Here is a 21,194-nt window from a genome sequence, read left to right as displayed (position 1 = left end):
GGCATCAATGGTGAAAGACAGACCGCTATCGCGAGCAGGCTCACTCCCACAGGGAGCTGTGGTGGCTTGAGATCTAACTTTTTGATTGTTATGCCCCATAATTCAGCCTAAGCGTCTGTTGGAACGTGCTGTTACAATGCCGCGTCTGCGAATCTCCAGTACTTATTGATCAGGAGCACACCGGTGCCTGTCGTTTTTGTCGCCGCTTCCAAGCTGCCAACGCCTTTTGCGCAATTCACCATGCACGGCTTTCTCGATGAGGAAAACGGGCGCGAGCACGTTGTGCTGAGCCTGGGTGAGTTCGCCGACGGTGCCCCGGTACTCGGCCGGTTGCACTCCGAATGCCTGACCGGCGATGCCTTGTTCAGCCAGCGTTGCGACTGCGGCTCGCAACTCGAGGCCGCCTTGCAGGCCATCGCCCGTGAAGGCCGAGGCGTGTTGCTGTACTTGCGTCAGGAAGGTCGTGGCATTGGCCTGCTGAACAAGATCCGCGCCTATGAATTGCAAGATGGCGGCGCCGATACCGTTGAAGCCAACGAACAGTTGGGCTTTGCCGCCGATCAGCGCGACTACGCCATGTGCCTGCCGATGCTGCAGCACTTGGGCGTGAAATCCCTGCGTCTGATGACCAATAACCCACGCAAGGTCAAAGCGTTGACCGACATGGGCATCGTGGTCTCCGAGCGCGTGCCGCTGCATACCGGTCATAACCCGCATAACAAACTCTACCTGGCCACCAAGGCCAGCAAGCTCGACCACATGATGGGCAACGAGCACCAGGGCGAGGCAGACCGGGCGTGACCCGCGGTCAGGTTCGGCGGCGACTGTCCGTCAATTGGTGGCAATACCTGGCGCTGGCCTTGGTGCCGCTGTTCGTGATCAACGGCGTATTCGGCCAGAGCGAGGCGATCCTGCCGGTGCTGGCGATGCCATTGTTCATCGCCGGTGTGGCTTCGATGTTTGTCAGCCTGAAATTCTTCGGCGGCTACAAACACGCGTTGATCGCCACTCAAAAAGCCCTCGATACCCCTGAAGAACCTGCTGCCTGGATCGCCCTGGCTGCCAAGCGTCGCACGGCATTCCTGGCTGCCGGCCTGCCGGCCTGGATCGCTGCGCTAGCGGTATTCGTCGGTCTCGAAGCCGTGCCGTTGATGCTGCTGGCGCTGTCGACCCTGGTGCTGTTTTACCTCTACCGTATTCCGCGTCAACTCGGCTGATGCGGCCCGTCTGGCTGGCGGTTTTGCTGCTGGCCGTCAGTGGCCCGACGGCGGCGGTCGAACGCGTTGTCAGCCTCGCGCCGTCGCTTTCTGAAATCGTTGTTGAACTGGGTTCGGCTGACCTGCTGGTGGGTGTGCTGGATGCCGGTGAGCGTCCCGCCGAGCTCAAAGACCTGCCTTCGGTTGGCCGCTATGGCCAGCTGGACATGGAGCAATTGCTCAGTCTCAAGCCCGATCTGTTGTTGCTCTGGCCCGGCAGCGTTGGCCCGGCCCAGCGTGAACAGCTCAAACGGTTGAACATCCCGACCTACGTTGCGGAACCGCACAACCTTGAACAACTCACTGCGCAGATTGAGGCGATCGCCTCACAACTCGGCCGTCCGGAGCGTGGTGTTTCATTGGCTGAAAAGTTGCGTCAGCGGCTGGATTCGCTGCGCCAGCGTTATCGTCGAGATGTGCCATTGCGGGTGTTTTACCAGGTCTGGGATCGGCCGCTGTACACCGTGGGTGGCGGGCAGATCATCAGCGATGCGCTTGAAGTGTGCGGGGCGCGCAATGTGTTTGCCGACCTGACGCTACCGGCGCCGCAGGTCAGTGTCGAAGCGGTATTGCAACGCAATCCAGAAGTGATCCTGGCCAGCGATCAGGCGCAGCTTGATGCGTGGAAAGCCTGGCCGCAGGTTGCCGCAGTGGCGCAGAGGCAATTGCTGTTGGTAACGGATAAAGGCCTGGAGCGGCCGAGTGGGCAGATGATCGAAGCGACGGCCAATCTCTGTCAGCTGATTTCGCCTTCACGCTGATCGTTCCCACGCTCTGCGTGGGAATGCCGCCATGGACGCTCCGCGTCCGCTCTTGATGTGACGCAGAGCGTCACGGGATGCATTCCCACGCGGAGCGTGGGAACGATCGTGGGCTAAAGTTCTGGTGTCCAGGTCACCCCAAACATCCACGCCCGACCTTCCTCGCGATACCCATACTGGCTACCTTCATGGCTGTACAGCGCCCGGCTGTAACCCTTGTCCAGCAGGTTATCGACCTTCAGCTCAAGCTTGATCTCACGGTTCAATTCCCAACTGCTGCGCAACCCCAGCAACGCGTACCCGCCCAACGGCTGCTGATTGTTCTCATCGTCATAGCTGCTGCTCACCGCTTGCCAGCTGGCGCCGAGCCCTAGCCGGTCGAACTGCCGATCCAGATCCAGGCTCAAGGTCCGCCGCGCGCGCCGAGCCAGGGTGTGGCCGCTGTCGCGATCCCGCGGGTCGATGATCGCTACGCCGAGGTTGCTCTGCCAGCCGAACAGTTCCTGTTTCAACGCCGCTTCGAAACCGTTGATGCGTGCCTGCGCGACGTTCTGCGGCCGGTTGTTACTGCCGAAAATAATCGCGTCTTCCAGGTCCGTACGGTAAAGCGAAGCTTCCAGGCGAGCAGTGTCGGTCAGCTGACTGCGCCATTGCAGCTCGTAGCTTTTCGACGTCTCGGGTTTCAGATCCGGATTACTGAAATCGGGGTAATACAGGTCATTGAACGTCGGCGCGCGGAAGCCTTCACTGTAGGTCAGCAATACATCGTTGTCCGGATTCAGCGGCAGAGTGAAGGTGCCGCTCCAGCTGTTCTGGCCACCGAACTGCTGGTTCTGATCGCGGCGCAGGCCCAGTTCGGTGGAGAAACTGTCCGCCTGGTAATGATGTTGAATGAACGCGGCGCGGTTCCAGCGGCTGTCCTCGTCGAATGGCGTGCTGCTGTTGACCCGGTCCTCGTACCAGTCGCCGCCGAGGATCAGGCTGTTGCGCTCGTCGAGGGTCAGGTCGTTCTGCCAGTTCACCGAGTCGCGGTACGTGTTGAACACGCTGCGCTCGTCGCTGAGCTTGTCGAGCGTCTTCTCACGGTTTTCGCTATGGCCGAACTCGACGCGGGTTTTCCAGGCGTCATTGATGCGCGCATCGACGTAACTGCTGACGCTGCTCACCGCGAACTCGCTGTAGGGCTGCTGCTGGACCGATTCAAAGGTGTTCATGTCGAAGCGGCCGAACGGATTGTCGAATGCGCTTTTGCCCTGGTTATCCAGCAGATTGGCGCCGACTTCGATGTCATCGGTGAGGGCGTGACTCAGGCTTAAGCTGACCGACTTATTGCGGTATTCATCGTGATCGCCATCACTGGGATAAGACTGGTGAGTGCGATTGATGCCTGCCGTTTCATCGAGGCTGGCACCGAGATTGAAGCGGGTCTGCGCGTCGCCGCCAGACAATCCAAGGCTGCGTTCCCAGGTCTGATTGCTGCCAACCCCCACGTGCATACGGGGTTGCAAGCCCTGTTCGCCACCACGGCGGGTGAAGATCTGGATCACCCCGCCAATCGCATCGCTGCCGTAAATCACTGAACGCGAACCACGCAGCACTTCCACGCGCTCGACCTGTTCGATGTTGATGTGTTGCAGGTTGCTGTCGCCGGAGGTCGAGTTGCCGATGCGTTGGCCGTCGACCAGCACCAGACTTTGCGCCGACTTGGTACCACGAATGTAGACCCCCGGCAGACTGCCGCGCCCGCCGGTTTGCCCGACCTGTACGCCCGGCACCCGACGCAGTAGGTCAGTGACGCTGCTCGGTTGCAGACGGTCGATATCGTCGCGGGTGAACACCGTGTTGGCGGCGCTGCTGTCGTTACGCGCTTCGACCTGACGGTTGGCGCTGATCAGCACGTCGGGCAGTTTCAGGGCCTGGTCGCGTTCGAAGGTGTCGGCCAAGAGTTGGCCAGCCGGCAGGAGGGCCAGCGCCAGGGCAAAAGGAGAGAGTTTCATGAACAGTCCGTCGGCGCTTTAAAGCGAATACATTTTTGAGGTTGCACAAAACTCTGTGGGAGCGGGCTTGCCCGCGATGACGGAGTGTCAGTCAATGAATAAGTCGACTGTCATTCCGCTATCGCGGGCAAGCCCGCTCCCACAGGTTTTGTATATGTCTTAGAGGTTCAGCAGCTGCAGGCGCTGACGCACCGCTTCTTCGATCCCAACCTCATCCAGTCCGCATTCAGCCAGCATTTGCGCAGGCTTGGCGTGTTCCACATAGGCATCCGGCAAGCCCAGGTGCAGCATCGACTTGAGGATGTTTTCGCGGGCGAGAAACTCGCTGACGGCGCCACCGGCACCGCCCATGATCGCGTTCTCTTCGATGGTCACCAGCAATTCATGGCTGCCAGCGATTTCGCGCACCAGTGCTTCATCGAGCGGTTTGACGAAACGCATGTCGACCACAGTGGCATCCAGCGTCTCGGCGACTTTCAGCGCCTCGGCCAGTTGCACGCCGAACACCAGCAGGGCGACGTTGCTGCCCTGACGACGAACCACACCCTTGCCGATTTCGATCGGCTCGAGGTCTTTCTCGATCGTCGCGTTCGGGCCAGAGCCGCGCGGATAACGCACCGCCGCCGGGCCGTTGAACAGGTGGCCGGTGGTGAGCATCTTGCGCAGTTCGTTTTCGTCGCTCGGGGTCATCACCAGCATTCCGGGGATGCAGCGCAGGAACGACAGGTCGAAGCTGCCCGCGTGAGTCGGGCCGTCTTCGCCCACCAGACCCGCGCGGTCGATGGCGAACAGGACGTCGAGGTTTTGCACCGCCACATCATGCACAAGCTGGTCGTAGCCCCGTTGCAGGAACGTCGAATAGATCGCCACCACCGGTTTCGCGCCTTCGCAGGCCATGCCGGCAGCGAGGGTGACGGCGTGTTGCTCGGCAATCGCCACATCGAAATAGCGCTGCGGGAAACGCTCGCTGAAGGCCACCAGGTCGGAGCCTTCCTTCATCGCGGGAGTGATGCCCACCAACCGCGGATCAGACGCGGCCATGTCGCACAGCCATTCACCAAATACGCCGGAATACTTTGGCCCGCCAGCTTTCTTCGGCGCGGCGGCCGGAGCGTCCAGCGGTTCGAGTTTGGTGATCGCGTGGTAACCGATCGGGTCGACTTCCGCCGGGGCGAAGCCTTTGCCTTTCTTGGTGACGACGTGCAGGAACTGCGGGCCTTTGAGATCGCGCATGTTGCGCAGGGTGGCGATCAGGGTCGGCAGGTCATGGCCATCGATCGGGCCGATGTAGTTCCAGCCCAGCTCTTCAAACAGCGTGCCGGGAACCAGCATGCCTTTGGCGTATTCTTCGGTGCGACGGGCGATTTCCCAGGCGCCGGGCAGGCGCGACAGGACCTTTTTGCTGCCTTCGCGCATGCTCGCGTACGTGCGGCTGGAAAGAATCTTCGCCAGGTAATTCGACAGCCCGCCAACGTTGCGCGAGATCGACATGTCGTTGTCGTTGAGGATCACCAGCATGTTGGCGTCCACTTCCGGCGCATGGTTCAGCGCCTCGAAGGCCATGCCGGCGGTCAGTGCGCCATCGCCGATCACGGCGATCGCCTTGCGATCACTGTTTTGCAGGCGGGCGGCAATGGCCATGCCCAGCGCTGCGCTGATCGATGTGCTGGAGTGGCCGACGCCAAAGGTGTCGTACTCGCTCTCGGAACGACGCGGGAAGGCCGCGACGCCGTCCTTCTGGCGCAGGGTGCCCATGCGCTCGCGACGACCGGTGAGGATTTTGTGCGGATAGGCCTGATGACCCACGTCCCACACCAGCCGGTCGTCCGGGGTGTCGAAGACGTAATGCAGCGCGATAGTCAGCTCGATGACGCCCAGGCCTGCACCGAAATGCCCGCCGGTCTGACCGACCGTGTAGAGCAATTCCAGGCGCAACTCATCGGCCAGGGTTTCCAGCTCGGCTTCGCCTAACCGGCGCAGGCCGTCCGGCGTGTTGGCACGGTCGAGCAGGGGCGTGGTCGGGCGCTTGCGGGGAATCTCATGAAACGTCGTGGGCATCAGGCGAATCGTTATAGGTATAAAAGATGCGGCAGTTTACCTGATGCATCGCCCCCTGCCCACGCGTTGCTTTTAACTTGGCGGATACGCCGTCAGCTGCGCCGGTCGACGATGTAGCGGGCCAGATCGCGCAATGGCTCGGCCGCCGCGTCAAACGGTCGCAGCGCGTGCAGGGCCTGATCACGCAGTTCCAGGGCGTAAGCCTTGGCGGCGTCGAGGCCGAGCAGGGCTGGATAAGTGGGCTTGTCGCGAGCAATGTCGGCGCCTTGGCGCTTGCCGAGGGTTTCGGTATCGCTTTCGACGTCGAGAATGTCGTCCTGCACCTGGAACGCCAGGCCAATGGCCTGCGCGTAAGTCTGCAAGGACTTCAGTTCGTCCTTCTCGGCGCGGCCGCTGGCCAGGGCGCCGAGTTTGACGCTGACCTCGATCAGGGCGCCGGTCTTGTGCCGGTGCATGTATTCGAGGGCTTTCTGATCGAGTTTCAGACCGACCGAACCGAGGTCGATGGCTTGACCGCCGACCATGCCGGCCGGGCCTGCGGCCACTGCGAGAGCGCTGACCATTTGCAGGCGAACATCAGTGTCAGAGTTGCTCAGGCGCGGATCGAGCAGGGCGCTGAAGGCCAGGCTCTGCAAGCCGTCACCGGCCAGAATCGCGCAGGCTTCATCGAATTTTTTGTGAGTGGTTGGCTGGCCGCGACGCAGATCGTCGTCGTCCATGGCCGGCAAATCGTCATGCACCAGGGAATAAGCGTGAATCAGCTCCACCGCGCACGCTGCGCCGTTGGCCTGCTCAGCCTTGCCGCCCAGCGCTTCGCACGCGGCGTAGGCCAGCAGCGGGCGAACCCGTTTGCCGCCATTCATCACGCTGTAGCGCATGGCTTCGTACAGCCGCGCGAGTTCAGGGCTCGGCGCAATGAACAGGGTTTCCAGTGCAGCATTGACGCGGGCCTGGCTGGTCGCCGAATACGCTGCAATCATTCTGGCTGATCCGCGTCGAAGGGTTCCTCGGCCAGCTCGCCATCACGCTCAAGCAGCACCTGAACCTTTAGCTCGGCCTGGGCCAGCGCCGCCTGGCAATCGCGGGTCAGACCGATGCCTTGCTCGAAAGCCGTCAGCGAGTCTTCCAGCGACAATTCGCCGTTCTCCAGACGCTCTACCAGCGTTTGCAGGTCAGCGAGAGATTGTTCGAAATCCAGTGCAGCTTTTTTGCGGGCCATGGCGGCTATTTCCGGTTGACGTTAAACCGGCGCGACACTAGCAGACATGGGGGTTATGGGCAAATGAGCGGGGCGTTTCGGCCACTGCGCTTGGGGGAGAACGCGACCCTGTGGCGAGGGGGCTTGCCCCCGTTCGACCACGAAGCGGTCGCAAATTGCTGAATGTGGGATGCCTGATGAAACGCGGTGCCTGTTTTTGGGGTTGCTTCGCAACCAACGGGGGCAAGCCCCCTCGCCACAGGGTTTGGTGTCTCCGGGGAATGATGTGGGGGTTCGGCTCACTTTATAAGCCGAATACCCTCGCTATTCGGCTCACGCCCAACAATCACCGTGAATCCCACCGCAAAATTAGATGTATCCGATTGTTAAAAAACCGCCAAATGGCTAATCTTCGCGCCTTCTACGACCCGAAAGTCATGGGTCTTTCTGACGAAACGCAGTTTTTTTGGATCTGTAACGCGCCGAGGATCGGGTGCAAGGTTTCGTTATGCATGGCAGGAGGCGTCACATGCGTTCATTTCTTCTATTGCTGATCGGGCTTGTCTGCGCGACAGCTGCCTGGGCCGAGCCGACGGCCGAGTTGTCGGAGCCGGTCGGCGGCTGGCGCTACAACGGCCTGCTCGATCGCAGCGAATACCCTCAAGTTGCCTATCCGACGCCGCCCATCGACCGAGGCGTGCAGCGCAATCGCACGATGATCCAGGGCCAACTCAAGGCCATCGGCACTCAGCGAGGGCCGCATGCGCTGGCCGTCAACGGCAATCCTCTGAATCTGTACACCGACGACCAGGGGCGTTTCGCCCGGCCGTATGCGTTTGGCGCGGGGTCCAACAGCGTTGAAGTACGCAGCGCTGAAGGCAAGTCGCTCAAGCGCGTTCAATTCTATGAAGCCAACAACCTGCGCACCCCGGCGCGGATTCGCGTGGTGTTGGGCTGGGATGACCCGAAAGCCGAACTTGACCTGCACATCGTGACCCCCGACGGCCAGCACGCGTTCTGGGCTCGCCCGGCGATGAGCAACGGCGGCGGCCTGGACCCGGACGGTGTCGATGGTCCCGGCCCGGAAATGTTCACCATGACCGCGCCGATGCACGGCACCTATCTGGTTTACGTGAACTATTGGGGCAACTTCGGCAGTGGCGGCTATAACTTCGATGAAACCAGCAACCAGAACGAGGTGATCACCTCGCAGATCAACCTGGTGCTCAACGAAAACACTGTCGACGAAAAACGCGAGACCTTCATCGTGCCCCTGCGGGCCATCGGTGACCTGCTGCTGGTCAAGACTTTCAACTATTAAGCATCCCGCTCCACGGATGACATCGGGTTTTGTGAACATGAGCGATAACACTGTTTCTCCGGCCGCCGAAACGCCTGCAGCCAAAACTCCTCGCCGCTGGCCGGTGCTGCTGGCCGGGCTGATCCTGGTGGCGGGCGTCGCGGCCGGGTTGGGCTGGTTCATGCACAAACCCAAGGCGCCGCCGGCGGAGTTGGCCAGCGACAAACTGGGCATGAGCCGGCCGGACGGTCTGCTCGAAACCCACTCCTTGAGCCAGTTGCCCAAGGATTTGCTGGCGGTGCCGTTCCTCAAGGAAACCCTGACCGAAGATTTCGTCTTCTATTACGAAGCGCACGCTGATCGCCTCGGCTTGATCGGCAGTCTGCGGCGGATCATTTACGAACATGACCTGAAATTGCAGGACAGTTTGATCGAACAGCTCTTCGATCAACCGGCAGACGTGGCGCTGTGGCGTGGGGCGGATGGTCGGCTGAAAGACTTTTTGTTGGTGATGGATCGCGGTGGTCTGGCCAAGGTGCTGGAGCCGCTAGCGAAAGTAGCGCTGGATGATTCGCAGCTGACCCAATTGGTTGAAATCAAAGTTGCCGGCGATGTGGTGCCGCTTTATCAACTCACCTACAACCACAGCAAAGCGCTGCTGTTCGCCTCGCATGGCGACAAACTGGTGGTGCTGTCCAATCCGGCCAAACTGTATGACGCCGGCCACGGTCCGGTCGAAGAACCCGGCATGGTGTCGACTGAATCGCTGGAAGCACTGCTCGGCGGCCAGAAACTCTTCCCCGAAGCCTTCGGCCTGCCACCGCGCACGCCTGAGGTGAAACAACGCCTGTCGGTCAATTCCAGCGTTCTGGCCATGGGGTATCAACGTTTCATCCCGAACTTCGCCGGGCTGCGTTTCGACATGGACGACAAGGGCTGGCACAGCTTTCTGGCCATGGACGAACTGGACGACCAGCCGGATTTCGATTTCAAACCGATCTGGCAAGCCATGCCCATGGGTGCCAGTGCCTGCGTCGCTTTGCCGCTCGCCGCCGAACAACAAAAACCATTACTGGTGAAACTCGGCGCGGAAGAAAAAGTGGCCCAGGCCCTGACCGAACACATGGCCGGTGCCGCTGGCCTGTGCTGGTACGCCGATTCGCGGTTGTACACGCCGCTGCTGGTGGCCAGCCTGAACGATGACGACAGCGCCAAACTCGACGGCGACCTGGGCAATCTGTTCGGCTCGATGGTCGGCGCCTACGAAGGCAACGTCGAAGAGCACGCGTTCCCGGTGATCGAGAAACAGCAAGGCCCAACCCACCAATGGCAGCGTCAGGTCAGCTCCAATTTCGGTCCTTACAAGGCCAAGGATGCTGAGAACCCGGACGCGATCACCGGCAAGGCGTTCATGAAAGTCAGCCTGGCGCGCCACGGTTCGACGCTGCTGTTTTCCCTCGACGACAAGCTGGTGGACAAAGCCCTCGGTACCCTCGACAAACGCTTCCCGCCGATGGCCGACGTGGTGCCCAAAGACCTGCTGATGCCGGTCTACTTCGGCCCGGATTCCATGGCGCAACTGATGCAACAGGAAACCCTCGACAGCCTGCCGCAGGACATGGAACCGGTGTTCTACAACGCCGCGCAAACCTACCTGATCCCGAAACTGCGCAAGCTCGGCGGCTACGGCAAATACGCCCTGACCTTGCCTGAAGGCAGCGAACCCGACGGCCACTGGCAATGGCTGCCACTGGAATGGAAAGCCCTGTGACAGCACTTATCCGAGGCCTCGGCCTGCTGGCGATGTTGCTGGGCAGTCGCGCATTTGCCGGTGACGCCGCACCGCTGGACCCGCAGCAATCCCAGGTGTTCCGCGCCTGGTTCGTGCGCATCGCCCAGGAACAACTGACCCAAGGCCCGAGCCCGCGCTGGTATCAGCAGGACTGCGCGGGCCTGGTCCGTTTTGCCGCCAACGAAGCGCTGAAAGTCCACGACGACAAATGGCTGCGCAGCAATGGCCTGTCCAACCGTTACCTGCCGCCAGAGCTGCAACTGAGCGAGGCGCAACGCGGCCTCGCCCAGCAATGGCAGCAGGGCGGCGGCAAGGTCGGGCCGTACGTCAACGCGATCAAACTGATTCAGTTCAACAGCCATTTGATCGGCCGCGATCTGGCGCAAGCCCGGCCCGGCGACCTGATGTTTTTCGATCAGGGCGACGACCAGCATCTGATGATCTGGATGGGCCGCTACATCGCCTATCACACCGGCACCACCACCCCCACTGACAACGGCATGCGCTCCGCAAGCCTGCAGCAACTCATGACATGGAAGGACACCCGATGGATACCCGACGCAGCCAACCCCAACTTCATTGGCGTCTATCGACTGAACTTCCTCTCCCAATGATCGGTGCCCGCATGTTGCGTTTTCTGCCTCTGCTATTGGTCCTGGTGCTGCCTTTTTCGGCGGTCAACGCCGAAGACACCGTCGAGCCGAGTGGCTACACGCCGGTGGCCGGCGAAAGCTTTTTCCTGCTGGCCGACAGCAGTTTTGCCAGCGACGAACAGGCGATGGTTCGCCTCGAAGCACCGGGTCGCGACTACCGTCGGTTCCGCATGGAGCCTTACGGCGGCGCCGACATTCGCGTATATCGCATCGACAAACCACTGGATTTCCTCAAGCGCCAGAAGAACCTGCACCGCGTAGTCAGCGACGGCCAGTTCAAGGGTGAAGGCCTGTCGAACACCCTCGCGTACCTGTGGGACAACTGGTACCGCAAATCCCGTCGGGTGATGCAGCGCGCGTTCTCCTACGAATCGCGTAAGCAAGTTACCGAGGAAGTGCCGGAACTGAAGATGGGCGCCGCCATGGCCGCGCCAACGCCTTACGACGCTCAGCCGCAATTCGCGCTGATTCCGGGCTTGCCGGTGGTCAGCCAATTTCGCTATCCGCTGTGGCAAGCCAAACCGATCCAGCCGCCTGAAGGCGTGAACCTGGCCGGTTCCTCCAGTGAGTTCGTCAGCGTTGCACCGGGCAACGTGTACATCCCGTTGGGCAATCTGAAACCGGGCCTGTACCTGGTGGAAGCGCTGATCGGCAAATACCGTGCGACCACCATGGTCTTCGTCTCCAACACCGTGGCGGTGAGCAAGATTGCCGGTGATGAATTGCTGGTGTGGGCCGCGCGCAAACACCAAGGCAGTTCGGTGCCGAAGGTGAATGTGCTGTGGACCGATGGCCTCGGCGTGATGAGCAGTGGCGCCACCGATGCCGATGGTTTGCTGCGTCTGAAACACGTCAGCCCTGAGCGTTCGTTCGTGATTGGCGAGGACGAAGAGGGCGGGGTGTTTGTCTCCGAAAACTTCTACTACGACAGCGAAATCTACGACACCAAACTCTATGCCTTCACCGACCGGCCGCTGTACCGGCCGGGGGATTGGGTGTCGCTGAAGATCGTCGGTCGCGAATTCAAGAACGCCCGCGACTCTGTGCTGCCCACTGCTGCCGACGTCAACGTGACCGTGCTCGATGCCACCGGCACGGCGCTGCAATCGCTGGCGCTGAAACTCGATTCCAAGGCCGGCACTCAAGGCCGTTTCCAGTTGCCGGATAACGCGGTGGCGGGTGGTTACGAGCTGCGTTTCAGCTACAAGGATCAGGCCTACAGCAGTGCCTTTCGTGTCGCCGAATACATCAAGCCGCACTTCGAGATTTCCCTGAACCTGGCCAAGCAGGATTACCGCACTGGCGAATCGGTGAAGGGCAGCCTCGTGCTGCTCTACCCGGACGGCAAACCGGTGGCGAACGCCAAGTTGAGCCTGAGCCTGCGCGCCCAACAACTGTCGATGGTCGACAACGAACTGCAATACCTCGGGCAATTCCCGGTTGAGCTGACCAGCACCGAACTGACCACCGATTCCAAGGGCAACGCGACGCTGGATCTGCCGGCGGCCGAGAAGCCGAGCCGCTACATGCTCACCGTGTTCGCCAGCGATGGCGCGGCGTATCGGGTCAAGACCACCAAGGAAATCCTCATCGACCGCGGCGCGGCGAGTTTCAGCCTGCGCGCGCCCCAGCGTTTTAGCGCGGTGGGCGACAAGGTTGCGTTCAGCTACTTGAACGAAGGCGGCAGCGAACAAAGCAAAGCGGTGACGCCGAGCAGCTATAGCTGGGTGCGCCTGGAAGACCAGACGGTTGGCGAAGGCAAACTGGCCGCGAAAGACAAAGGCTTCACCCTGGCCTTCGACCGCCCGGGTACTTACAACCTGACGTTGAAGGATGACCATGGCCGCGTGGTGGGCGCCACCGGTCATTCGGTTACGGGTGACGGCGTCAAAGCCGTGCCGGGCACCGTGGAAATTGTCCTCGATAAACCCGAGTACAAGTCTGGCGACGAAGCGCTGGCATTGATCACGTTCCCTGAACCGATCATCGATGCGCTGCTGTCCTTGGAGCGCGACAAGGTCGAGGCCACAGCGCTGCTGTCCAAGGGCGGCGACTGGCTGAAAATGGAAAAACTCAGCGAGACCCAATACCGCGCGCGGATCCCGGTGAAGGACAATTTTGCGCCGAACCTGACGTTCTCGGTGCTTTACACCAAGGGCGGTCAGTACAGCTTCCAGAACGCCGGCATCAAGGTAATCGCGCCGCAAATCGACGTGGCCATCGTCACCGATAAAGAGGCGTATCAGCCGGGCGATACCGTGTCGGTGGACTTGACCACACAGTTCGCTGGCAAGCCAGTTCCAGCGCACCTGACGGTCAGCGTGGTGGACGAAATGGTCTACGCGTTGCAACCGGAAGTGGCGCCGACCATCGACCAGTTTTTCTACCACCCGCGTCGCAACAACGTGCGCACCAGCGCCAGCCTGTCATTCATCAGCTACGACGTGGCATTGCCGGGCAGCCCTGGTGCACCGGGCAAAGCCAACCGTAGCGAGCGGGGCGTGAAAGTGCTGGAGCGGCCGCGTCGGGAAGACGTCGACACTGCCGCGTGGCAGCCGGAATTGATCACCGACGCCAACGGCAAAACCCGTTTCACCTTCAAGATGCCGGACTCGCTGACCCGCTGGCGCATCACCGCCCGGGCCATCGCCGATGACGGTCAGGTCGGGCAGAAGAAGCAATTCGTACGCTCGGAAAAACCGCTGTACCTGAAGTGGAGCGGCCCGACCAAATTCCGCAACGGCGACAAACCGGATCTCGGCGTGTTCGCGTTCAGTCAGGCCGAGAAACCGGTCAAGGCTGAGCTGGTGATTCATTTCGGCGGTACCGAACAACGCGTCCCCGTGACGCTGAATAACGGCATCAACTACATCGCGCTGCCGGCGTTTGCGTTGGCCAGTGGCGAGTGGACGGCTGAGCTGGTGCAGGACGGCAAAACGGCTGATGCCCTGGCTGTGCGGCTGACCGCGACCGGCGAAGGCTGGCAGGTGACGCAGAGCCAAAGCCTGGACGTGGCCAGCGGTGATACGCCGCTGACCTTGCCAGCGGATGCGACGGAGATTCGCCTGCGTCTGGATGACAGTCCGCAAGCGCTGTTCCGCTCGGCACTCGACGATCTGTTGGGTTACCCGTACGGCGGCGTCGAACAAACGGCCAGTCGTTTGCTGCCGCTGAGCATTGCGTATCCGACCTTGTCGTCGAATCCGCAAATCCGTGATCGCTTGCGTCTGATCATGCAGAACAGCCGTCTGCGCCTGGTGCAAATGGCCGGGCCTTCGGCGAGCTTCACCTGGTGGGGCATGGACGGTGAACCGGATGCGTTCCTCACCGCTTACGCCTATTTCGCCGACTGGCACGCCAGCAAAGCCTTGGAACTGAGCCTGCCGCCGGAGCATTGGCAGCGGGTGCTGGAAGTCTATTCGAAGCAGGCGAAAAACACGCCGCTGCTGCAGCGGGCGCTGATTCTGTCGTTCGCCAAGCAGATGCAATTGCCGGTGAACACCTTGCTCAGCGGTTTGATGGATGACCTGGCGAAAGCAGGCGAGGGCCATGCGGCGAACCTGATGGAGGATGGCGAAGACAGTATCGTCATGAGCGATCCGGATTCGGCGTTGGGTCTGGCGGCTGCTCGTGCGCTGACGGCCTCTTTGGCTAAGCAATCGAAGGTGACTCTGCCAGACGCCTTCAATCGTCAACTGGCTGATGCGCAACAGCGTTTGGCCGTCAGCTCGCAGCCGTTTGCCGAAGCCTTGAACCTGTCGCTGCAAGCCTTCGATCAGGCTCACGCGCAAGCATTGTTGCAACGATTGTTGCCACAGCAATCGACCCTGGAACGCGCATTGGCGCTGACCTGGTTGCAGCGCAGCATCGAACAGGCTTCGCCCACCATTGCACTGGCACCGGGTGAAGGCTGGAAGAAAAAGTACGGTGATACCGGTGAGATTTACTGGACGTGGCAGGGTGCTGAGACAGTGCCCGCCGTGCTGTCGCTGACCGGTACGCAAGAGCGTCCGTTGCGAGCGGCCTTGAGCTTCCAGACCCAACAACCGCTGGTTGATCCGATGGCCGTAACCATCACCCGACGGCTGTCGCGTCTGGTGCCGGGCGACGAAGCCTTCACCTTCAAACTGGAAGCGGTCGGCAACAAACCGTTGTCCAGCGACAGCCTGTATCTGGACGAAGTGATCATCAGCAGCAAAGCCGCCAAACCACTGCGCTACGGCATGCTCGAAGTGCCGCTGCCACCGGGCGCCGATGTCGAGCGCACCACGTGGGGTATCAAGCTCATGGGCAAGGCCGGCACCGAACCATCCGCGTTGGAGAAAGCGCGTTTCGAGCCGGGGCAAATGGCTTATGCGATTCCGGTGGATGCCTTGAGTGGCGAATTGCGTCTGCGTCATTTGGTGCGTTTCTCGCAGAAGGGTCAGTTCAACCTGCCGCCGGTGCGATTCACTCAGGTCTACGCGCCCCAGCATCAGGCTCAGGAACAGAAACCGGCCCTGGGCCAGGTCACGGTCAACTGACATGACCCGACCTCTGGTCTGGTGGCTGCTTTGCTTGATCCCTGCGCTGGCGACAGCGCAGGACGAACCGCTACGGCTGGGCTTTAAGGGTGAGTTGCTGTCGTTGAGCCAGACTCAGGTGATCGCGCGCGAGCCGTTGCCTGCTGATCTGCAGACGCCGCTGGGCAGTGTGTGGAAGTTGTTTGTCTATGGCTGGCTGGTGGAGACCAACGCCCATGAGCCGGCTTACGAATGTCGCGGTCAGTCGAAAGACGAAGTTTATTGCTGCACGGCGGGCGGCAAGATTGAGCGCGATCAGGCCTTGGTGAAGTCGTGCGGTTTATATTTTGAGCCTGCGCGGTTGGGTATTTCTGATGCTGGTTGGCGGGAGTATTGGCAGGCACGTAAGGCGCCGGAGTGGTTGCTGAATTTGCCTTCGTTGCAGCCTGCTACGCGAGTATCGGTGGCTGAATTGCTTAAGGTGCTAGCCGTGATGCCAGCGCAGGATCAAGCGCGGCGGGTGTTGCTGGATGTGGTGTTGAATGCGGCTGACGGCAATGTCGTGGGCGAACTCGGTGGCCGGTTGCGGGTGAAAACCTGGAGCTGGTTGGGGGATCAGGACCCTTCGTCGCGCCAGGGTGGGTTTGCCGGGTGGACGGTGGATGGCACGCCGGTTTGGGCGGGTGGGCGTGGGACCAGTCAAATGGTCTTGCGTCACTACGGTGGGGCGCTGGCTTCGGTGTTGCCGGTGAGTTGGCCTTCGGAGGTAGGACGCTGTGTCGAGGTGGGGCTGTTTTCACGCTACCCCATCGGGCGCGTTCTGGCGGGAGATCGTGTTGTTGAGTCCGGGCCCTTGCTGGGCGATTACCGCGTCGAATTCACCAATGGCAATCAACTCGATATCCACAGCGACGGCGAACTGTTTTTGCTGAAAGACAAACTGATCGCCCGTCTGGACCGCGAAGAATACGTCGCCCGTGTCCTGCAACGCGAAGCCAGACCCGAACCCGCCGAAGCCGCCAAGGCTTTGGCCGTCGCGATCCGCACGTACCTGCTGCAAAACGCCACCCGCAACGGCGACTGCCTGAGCATCGACGACAGCAGCAGCCGCCAACGCGTCGCTCCACGTCCAGCCACCGCCGAGTCACGCCACATCGCCGCCTGGACCAGCGACCTGGTCCTCGCCGGCAGCACCGTCACCTACCACTCCGACCAGCCCGGCCCGAACAAACTCTCCTGGCAGCAAGCCGTCGAACAAGCCAACGCGGGCCAACGCTACGACGCCATCCTGCTCCACGCCTATCCCCGCGCCAGCCTCAGCCGCTGGGACAATCCAGTCGCTTCCTGCGAAGCGCTCCCCGCCGCGCAAGACTGGCTGGTGAACCAACGCCGCGGCTGGCGTCCGCGCCTGGAAAGCGAGGTTGGCTACAACGAAGTCAGCACCTTCGCCGTCTGCCGCCTGGCCTTCGGCCGCCCCTATGTCGACCGCGAACGCCAGCGCATTTACGTGCGCGGCGTGTTGTCGCTGCAAGACCGCCTCGACCTGACCCACGAATACCTGCACCTGGCCTTCGAAGCACACCCCAACGGCCAGGATGAAACCTACATCGAAGGGCTCGCCCGCCACCTCTTGCTGGAATAGGCCATGAAACTCCGTTACCCACAGGTCTTCCTGTTCCTCTGCTCCTTTTGCGTATGGCCGACGACGTTCGCCGCCAAACTTGACACCCCCGTTGGCGGCTGGCGCACTGGCGCGCCGGCAGGCGAAGGCGAAAGCTTTCGCCAGATCGTCAACTACCCGGCCTCCTCGGTGAACACCCCGGCGGGGCAGGCCAACACTGCACGCATCACCGGACAAATCAACGCGACGCCCAAGTCCGGCGAGCCAGGCCGGTTGATCGTCAACGGCGTCAGCATGCCGCTGAAAATCGATGCTGCTGGACGCTTTGATCGTCCGTTCTCATTCCCCAATGGCAGCAACAGCGTCGAAGTCCGCAGCCCCGATGGCCAGCAACGGCATCGCACGCAATTCCTCAACGCCAGTGGCGGCGCCACTCCGGCGAAGTTGCGGGTACTGCTGGCTTGGGACAGTGACGGCACCGACCTCGACTTGCACCTCATCACCCCCGACGGCGCCCACATCTGGTACGGCGACCGCGTTGTGCCTAATGGGGCGGCGCTGGATGTGGACGTGACGACGGGCTACGGCCCGGAAATCTTCGCCATGCCGGCGCCGATCAAGGGGCAGTATTTGGTGTATGTGAACTACTTTGGAGGTGGGTATCGGAGTGATGAGGAAGGGCAAGAGGACGCGGTTCAGCCGCTGACGACGGCGCAGGTGACTGTGATTACGGAGGAAGGGACGCCGGACGAGAAGATGGAGACTTTTTTGGTGCCGATGCGGGCGGTGGGGGAGTTGACGTTGGTTAAGGGGTTTAGTTATCCGTGAGGGTGAAATAAAGCAACCGCAGCGTTTTTACGTAGCTGCAGTCCCCGATCCTTGGTTGTCCGATTATTGCGATTCGTCCTCCATGAAGGCGTCATCACTGGCCAGCTCGCGCTCAATCTGTTCGATGCTGGGCAGGCTGGTTTGAAGCTCTGCCGGCAAGGATTCCACCAACGAGATCTTTCAGTGATTCGCGGGCAAGGTCGGATTGCGGTTTGGGCAACTGGCTATCGAAGTTGCTGACGGCCTTGCCGCTGCGCTCCAGCAGACGGGTCTCGATCTGCATTACCAAGATGTTGCGCGACCAGTTGTGCTTGATGGCCTGGGCGGCATACCAGCGGCGGGTTTCAGGACTGGACAATTTGTCCAGAAGCGCTATCTGGTGATACCACGGCAATTGTGCAAGCACCTCTTGCACAAATTCCGCGTCCGGCCACGCGCCAGCAAAAGCGCGCATGTATTTGAGGTTGCGTGGGGAAAACCCTTTCATATCCGGAAAAGCCGCGCGTAAATCCTGAGCCAAGCGGTCGATGACCTTAGTCCCCCAACCCTGCTGTGTTTGGCGGGTCAAAATATCCTGACCTATCTGCCAGTTCAGCAGCACCAGCTCGCGGTTCACCGCCAGAGTGGCACGCTGCTGGGCATTATGGATGCGGCTTTTAAGATCGATCAGCCAATCGCCTTAGCCGTCGGGAGGCATGCTCAGACTAGCGGGGGTGTCGCTCATGCTTTTATCCCTTATGGCTTTTTCGGCGGAGCGCGAAGATTAGTCAGCGCATTTATCGTGCGCAAGCAGGTTGGGCTTTCAAGGATATTTCCTTCAGAAGAAAGGGAAGTTGCTTACTTTTAGGCTTCTTTTGTCGAATGCAAGAATAGGTCAGCATTGATGATTGATTCGATCCTGCGCATCTTTCGCTTGGCTTGTTTCACTCTTTCAAAGGGGGACGATCAAATTCGAGGCTATAGGTCATCCAGACTTACCTTGACTCGCTGAGGGGCGGCAAGACGTTCGGTGACCACGGCGATAAGGGTTTCATCCTCTTCGCTGAGTAATGCTGCTTTGAAAGGCAGTTTCCCGCGTTCGGCGACGTATTGAAGAGTTTGACGCAGGAGTTCGGAAGGCGTTACCCCGAGCTTTTCCAGCTCAGCAAATGAACGCTGCTTCAGATCATCGTCAATGCGGATGTTGATGGGAGCCATGGTGGATACCTGTAATGACGTTTGTCGTTACGGTGGCAATTGCGGCGCTGGCCCGACTACCCCTCGTTCAGAGTTTCAGATGACAGGCATGCTTTCTTCCAGACATTAAAAAGCCGGCTTGTGGCCGGCTTCTCGGGGACTGGCTTGGTTCATTTTTGGTAAACCGCGCCAGCCTTCAAAACGTACACCCGGATCTTGCGTCCGGCTGTGGGACTCGGCGAGAAAGTCATCTGCCTTGTCGGTGCGATCTGACGCCGCGAGGCGGGTCGATGCGCAAATGTGGGGCGCAGCATACTGATTTTTTTGCAGAATTCCCAGCATGGTGTGCGACCTAGAGCGATTGCAGTGACGTGTAGCAGCTGGCGAAGCCTGCGTTCGGCTGCGTAGCAGTCGTGAACCCAGTATCCGCGGTGTACCTGAAACACCGGGTCAGATGGTTTTACGACTGCTGCGCAGCCGAACGCAGGCTTCGCCAGCTGCTACACAGTTATGTGTTTACAGAAAAGGTATCGGTGGCCTGCGTTTGTTCAGGGTTGACCACCAGAACACCCATCCCAGAACCCTTATGTTTTGTTCTTCGATTTGTGGCGGCCGGAAGACTTCGTCCGGGTAATCGGAGCTGTTGTGGCTGCGCATGCGTATCGCGTTGCCTGGTACCCGGCTCAGGTATTTGATGCGCAACATGCCGTCGTGCTCGATTGCGTAAATCTCGCCGTCGACAATTTGCGTGAGCCCGCGGTCAATGGCGACGATGGAGCCATCTTCAATTCTTTCGGCCATGCTATTGCCAACCATGCGGGCGCAGATGGCATCGGCGTGGTTGATTTCCAGGGAGTCAAGATCGCTGCGCGGGAAGCGGATCGATTCGCTGGGGTCTTTGATGACATGGGTTTTATCGGAGCCGGGGGCTGTGGCCGTTTCTTTGTAAAAGGGGAGTTCGATATCGACTGGGTCGATGACCCGATAGGTGCCCCGGATTGACTGTGCGTCGAAGGTGTTGCCGGACGCGTCGATCAGGTGCAATTCCCGGGCGTCTTGGGGACCTTCGCCGGTTTTCAGCCATTCAGTGTTTACGGACAGTCTTCTGGCGACATCTTCCATGCGGTAGTCAGGCACTCCGCGGGTGTACCAGTTATGGACAGTTTGAGGATCGGAAATGCCCAGGAATTCGGCAAATCTCGTTGTCGTGATTTGTAGCTCTTTCAGGAGCATTCTGAATCGTGGACCGCAGGTTTTGTTCTTTTTCATAAACACGAGTCTAGCCGTGCGGCATAAGGCTTTGATTCAACAAAACGTTCAAATCTGGCGTGAAATTTAAGTCCTGATGTAAGACGTCTTTTGTAAAAATTAAACAAGAAAAAACCGGTTCGCCCGCCAGTTAAATGTGCTGTTGAACAGGGTTTTCAGGCACCCACAAAAAACCCCGGATCAACCGGGGTTTTTCGTTACAGCCGTTCGTGAGAGACGGCTATCAGCCTTTATAGGCCGCAACCGACTTCATGATCTCGGTGCGTGCGGCTTCTGCGTCGCCCCAGCCTTCGATCTTCACCCATTTGCCTTTTTCGAGGTCTTTGTAGTTCTCGAAGAAGTGCTTGATCTGTTCCAGCAGCAGAGGTGGCAGATCGGTGTATTCCTTCACGTCGACGTACAGCTGGGACAGCTTGTCGTGTGGGACTGCGATGACTTTGGCATCGCCGCCGCCGTCGTCGGTCATGTGCAGGATGCCGACCGGACGGGCGCGGATGACCGAACCTGGCGCTACCGGGTAAGGGGTCACGACCAGCACGTCGAGGGGGTCACCGTCGTCAGCCAGAGTGTTCGGGATGAAACCGTAGTTGGCCGGGTAGAACATCGGGGTGGCCATGAAACGGTCAACGAACAGGCAATCGCTGTCTTTGTCGATTTCGTATTTGATCGGCGCGTGGTTGGCCGGAATCTCGATCGCGACGTAGATGTCGTTCGGCAGGTCTTTGCCAGCCGGAATCTTGCTGTAGCTCATTGGGCGTTGCCCCCGTTAGTTGACCAAAATCA

Annotated in this window: 17 protein-coding genes and 1 pseudogene; 9 read left to right on the top strand and 9 right to left on the bottom strand. The window is 60.3% G+C overall.

The window, feature by feature from the left end; translation table 11 throughout:
- Nucleotides 1-183 precede the first annotated feature (183 nt).
- The 3 genes from ribA to BLW70_RS01760 are packed head-to-tail and all read left to right on the top strand — an operon-like array spanning nucleotide 184 to nucleotide 2,017.
- The gene (ribA, locus tag BLW70_RS01770; RefSeq protein WP_074871269.1) at nucleotides 184-801 is read left to right on the top strand and encodes a GTP cyclohydrolase II; all 618 of its coding nucleotides are present in this window, start codon (nucleotides 184-186) and stop codon (nucleotides 799-801) included.
- Nucleotides 798-1,217 (top strand): MFS transporter, encoded by a 420-nt coding sequence (locus BLW70_RS01765; protein ID WP_074871267.1) that lies wholly within the window; start codon nucleotides 798-800, stop codon nucleotides 1,215-1,217. Before ribA ends, BLW70_RS01765 begins: the two co-directional genes overlap by 4 nt.
- Nucleotides 1,217-2,017 (top strand): cobalamin-binding protein, encoded by an 801-nt coding sequence (locus BLW70_RS01760; protein WP_074871265.1) that lies wholly within the window; start codon nucleotides 1,217-1,219, stop codon nucleotides 2,015-2,017. The genes BLW70_RS01765 and BLW70_RS01760 overlap by 1 nt, the downstream gene beginning before the upstream one ends.
- A gap of 113 nt (nucleotides 2,018-2,130) precedes the next feature.
- On the opposite strand, the gene BLW70_RS01755 is transcribed toward BLW70_RS01760, so the two are convergent.
- The 4 genes from BLW70_RS01755 to BLW70_RS01740 all read right to left on the bottom strand — a co-directional run bounded on the left by BLW70_RS01755 (nucleotide 2,131) and on the right by BLW70_RS01740 (nucleotide 7,291).
- On the bottom strand, nucleotides 2,131-4,014 hold the full coding sequence (locus BLW70_RS01755) for a TonB-dependent receptor domain-containing protein (RefSeq protein ID WP_074871263.1): 1,884 nt from the start codon (nucleotides 4,012-4,014) through the stop codon (nucleotides 2,131-2,133).
- Between the two features lie 159 nt (nucleotides 4,015-4,173).
- Entirely contained in the window at nucleotides 4,174-6,072 is a 1,899-nt protein-coding gene (gene dxs, locus BLW70_RS01750; RefSeq protein ID WP_074871260.1) for a 1-deoxy-D-xylulose-5-phosphate synthase, read from the bottom strand.
- Between the two features lie 92 nt (nucleotides 6,073-6,164).
- Complete coding sequence (ispA, locus tag BLW70_RS01745; protein WP_074871259.1) at nucleotides 6,165-7,052, bottom strand: (2E,6E)-farnesyl diphosphate synthase; 888 nt, start codon at nucleotides 7,050-7,052, stop codon at nucleotides 6,165-6,167.
- Complete coding sequence (locus tag BLW70_RS01740) at nucleotides 7,049-7,291, bottom strand: exodeoxyribonuclease VII small subunit (RefSeq protein WP_074871257.1); 243 nt, start codon at nucleotides 7,289-7,291, stop codon at nucleotides 7,049-7,051. The genes ispA and BLW70_RS01740 overlap by 4 nt, the downstream gene beginning before the upstream one ends.
- Nucleotides 7,292-7,799: 508 nt before the next feature.
- Between BLW70_RS01740 and BLW70_RS01735 the strand changes: the two genes are divergently transcribed.
- Genes BLW70_RS01735 through BLW70_RS01710 form a run of 6 tightly spaced genes read left to right on the top strand, consistent with a single transcriptional unit; the run spans nucleotide 7,800 to nucleotide 17,966 of the window.
- Nucleotides 7,800-8,591, top strand: a complete 792-nt coding sequence (locus tag BLW70_RS01735) for a YfaP family protein (protein WP_074871255.1) — start codon at nucleotides 7,800-7,802, stop codon at nucleotides 8,589-8,591.
- Between the two features lie 37 nt (nucleotides 8,592-8,628).
- The gene (locus BLW70_RS01730; RefSeq protein WP_074871253.1) at nucleotides 8,629-10,341 is read left to right on the top strand and encodes a DUF2138 domain-containing protein; all 1,713 of its coding nucleotides are present in this window, start codon (nucleotides 8,629-8,631) and stop codon (nucleotides 10,339-10,341) included.
- The gene (locus BLW70_RS01725; RefSeq protein WP_074871252.1) at nucleotides 10,326-10,976 is read left to right on the top strand and encodes a DUF1175 domain-containing protein; all 651 of its coding nucleotides are present in this window, start codon (nucleotides 10,326-10,328) and stop codon (nucleotides 10,974-10,976) included. Before BLW70_RS01730 ends, BLW70_RS01725 begins: the two co-directional genes overlap by 16 nt.
- Nucleotides 10,973-15,538: an alpha-2-macroglobulin family protein gene (locus BLW70_RS01720; RefSeq protein ID WP_074871250.1), complete on the top strand. Its 4,566-nt coding sequence runs from the start codon at nucleotides 10,973-10,975 to the stop codon at nucleotides 15,536-15,538. Before BLW70_RS01725 ends, BLW70_RS01720 begins: the two co-directional genes overlap by 4 nt.
- A gap of 1 nt (nucleotide 15,539) precedes the next feature.
- Complete coding sequence (locus BLW70_RS01715; protein ID WP_074871248.1) at nucleotides 15,540-17,159, top strand: DUF2300 domain-containing protein; 1,620 nt, start codon at nucleotides 15,540-15,542, stop codon at nucleotides 17,157-17,159.
- Nucleotides 17,160-17,162: 3 nt separating this feature from the next.
- Nucleotides 17,163-17,966: a YfaP family protein gene (locus BLW70_RS01710; protein ID WP_074871246.1), complete on the top strand. Its 804-nt coding sequence runs from the start codon at nucleotides 17,163-17,165 to the stop codon at nucleotides 17,964-17,966.
- Nucleotides 17,967-18,141: 175 nt separating this feature from the next.
- On the opposite strand, the pseudogene BLW70_RS01705 reads toward BLW70_RS01710, so the two are convergent.
- The 5 genes and pseudogenes from BLW70_RS01705 to ppa all read right to left on the bottom strand — a co-directional run.
- Nucleotides 18,142-18,636, bottom strand: a pseudogene (locus BLW70_RS01705) (DUF1016 N-terminal domain-containing protein); the annotation flags it as partial.
- 287 nt (nucleotides 18,637-18,923) lie between these two features.
- The gene (locus tag BLW70_RS01700) at nucleotides 18,924-19,163 is read right to left on the bottom strand and encodes a type II toxin-antitoxin system RelB/DinJ family antitoxin (protein ID WP_074871244.1); all 240 of its coding nucleotides are present in this window, start codon (nucleotides 19,161-19,163) and stop codon (nucleotides 18,924-18,926) included.
- A gap of 105 nt (nucleotides 19,164-19,268) precedes the next feature.
- On the bottom strand, nucleotides 19,269-19,484 hold the full coding sequence (locus tag BLW70_RS01695; RefSeq protein ID WP_074871242.1) for a hypothetical protein: 216 nt from the start codon (nucleotides 19,482-19,484) through the stop codon (nucleotides 19,269-19,271).
- A gap of 174 nt (nucleotides 19,485-19,658) precedes the next feature.
- Nucleotides 19,659-20,411 carry a S24 family peptidase gene (locus BLW70_RS01690; protein ID WP_074871240.1) on the bottom strand — a complete coding sequence of 251 codons (753 nt, stop codon included), beginning with the start codon at nucleotides 20,409-20,411 and terminating at the stop codon, nucleotides 19,659-19,661.
- Between the two features lie 223 nt (nucleotides 20,412-20,634).
- Nucleotides 20,635-21,162 (bottom strand): inorganic diphosphatase, encoded by a 528-nt coding sequence (gene ppa / locus BLW70_RS01685; protein WP_028620880.1) that lies wholly within the window; start codon nucleotides 21,160-21,162, stop codon nucleotides 20,635-20,637.
- Between the last annotated feature and the right edge of the window lie 32 nt (nucleotides 21,163-21,194).

The sequence above is a fragment of the Pseudomonas frederiksbergensis genome (assembly GCF_900105495.1).
In the GTDB taxonomy this organism is placed as follows: domain Bacteria; phylum Pseudomonadota; class Gammaproteobacteria; order Pseudomonadales; family Pseudomonadaceae; genus Aquipseudomonas; species Aquipseudomonas frederiksbergensis.
Note: the sequence above shows the minus strand (reverse complement) of the source record. Positions and strands in the feature narration are given on the sequence as shown.

Coding starts and splice junctions, on each gene's coding strand:
- BLW70_RS01725 (WP_074871252.1), top strand. CDS start 10,326: ATGGAAAGCCCTGTGACAGCACTTATCCGAGGCCTCGGCCTGCTGGCG.
- BLW70_RS01710 (WP_074871246.1), top strand. CDS start 17,163: ATGAAACTCCGTTACCCACAGGTCTTCCTGTTCCTCTGCTCCTTTTGC.
- BLW70_RS01690 (WP_074871240.1), bottom strand. CDS start 20,411: ATGAAAAAGAACAAAACCTGCGGTCCACGATTCAGAATGCTCCTGAAA.
- BLW70_RS01740 (WP_074871257.1), bottom strand. CDS start 7,291: ATGGCCCGCAAAAAAGCTGCACTGGATTTCGAACAATCTCTCGCTGAC.
- BLW70_RS01700 (WP_074871244.1), bottom strand. CDS start 19,163: ATGGCTCCCATCAACATCCGCATTGACGATGATCTGAAGCAGCGTTCA.
- dxs (WP_074871260.1), bottom strand. CDS start 6,072: ATGCCCACGACGTTTCATGAGATTCCCCGCAAGCGCCCGACCACGCCC.
- BLW70_RS01730 (WP_074871253.1), top strand. CDS start 8,629: ATGAGCGATAACACTGTTTCTCCGGCCGCCGAAACGCCTGCAGCCAAA.
- BLW70_RS01715 (WP_074871248.1), top strand. CDS start 15,540: ATGACCCGACCTCTGGTCTGGTGGCTGCTTTGCTTGATCCCTGCGCTG.
- ispA (WP_074871259.1), bottom strand. CDS start 7,052: ATGATTGCAGCGTATTCGGCGACCAGCCAGGCCCGCGTCAATGCTGCA.
- BLW70_RS01735 (WP_074871255.1), top strand. CDS start 7,800: ATGCGTTCATTTCTTCTATTGCTGATCGGGCTTGTCTGCGCGACAGCT.
- BLW70_RS01755 (WP_074871263.1), bottom strand. CDS start 4,014: ATGAAACTCTCTCCTTTTGCCCTGGCGCTGGCCCTCCTGCCGGCTGGC.
- BLW70_RS01760 (WP_074871265.1), top strand. CDS start 1,217: ATGCGGCCCGTCTGGCTGGCGGTTTTGCTGCTGGCCGTCAGTGGCCCG.
- ppa (WP_028620880.1), bottom strand. CDS start 21,162: ATGAGCTACAGCAAGATTCCGGCTGGCAAAGACCTGCCGAACGACATC.
- BLW70_RS01720 (WP_074871250.1), top strand. CDS start 10,973: ATGATCGGTGCCCGCATGTTGCGTTTTCTGCCTCTGCTATTGGTCCTG.
- BLW70_RS01695 (WP_074871242.1), bottom strand. CDS start 19,484: ATGCTGGGAATTCTGCAAAAAAATCAGTATGCTGCGCCCCACATTTGC.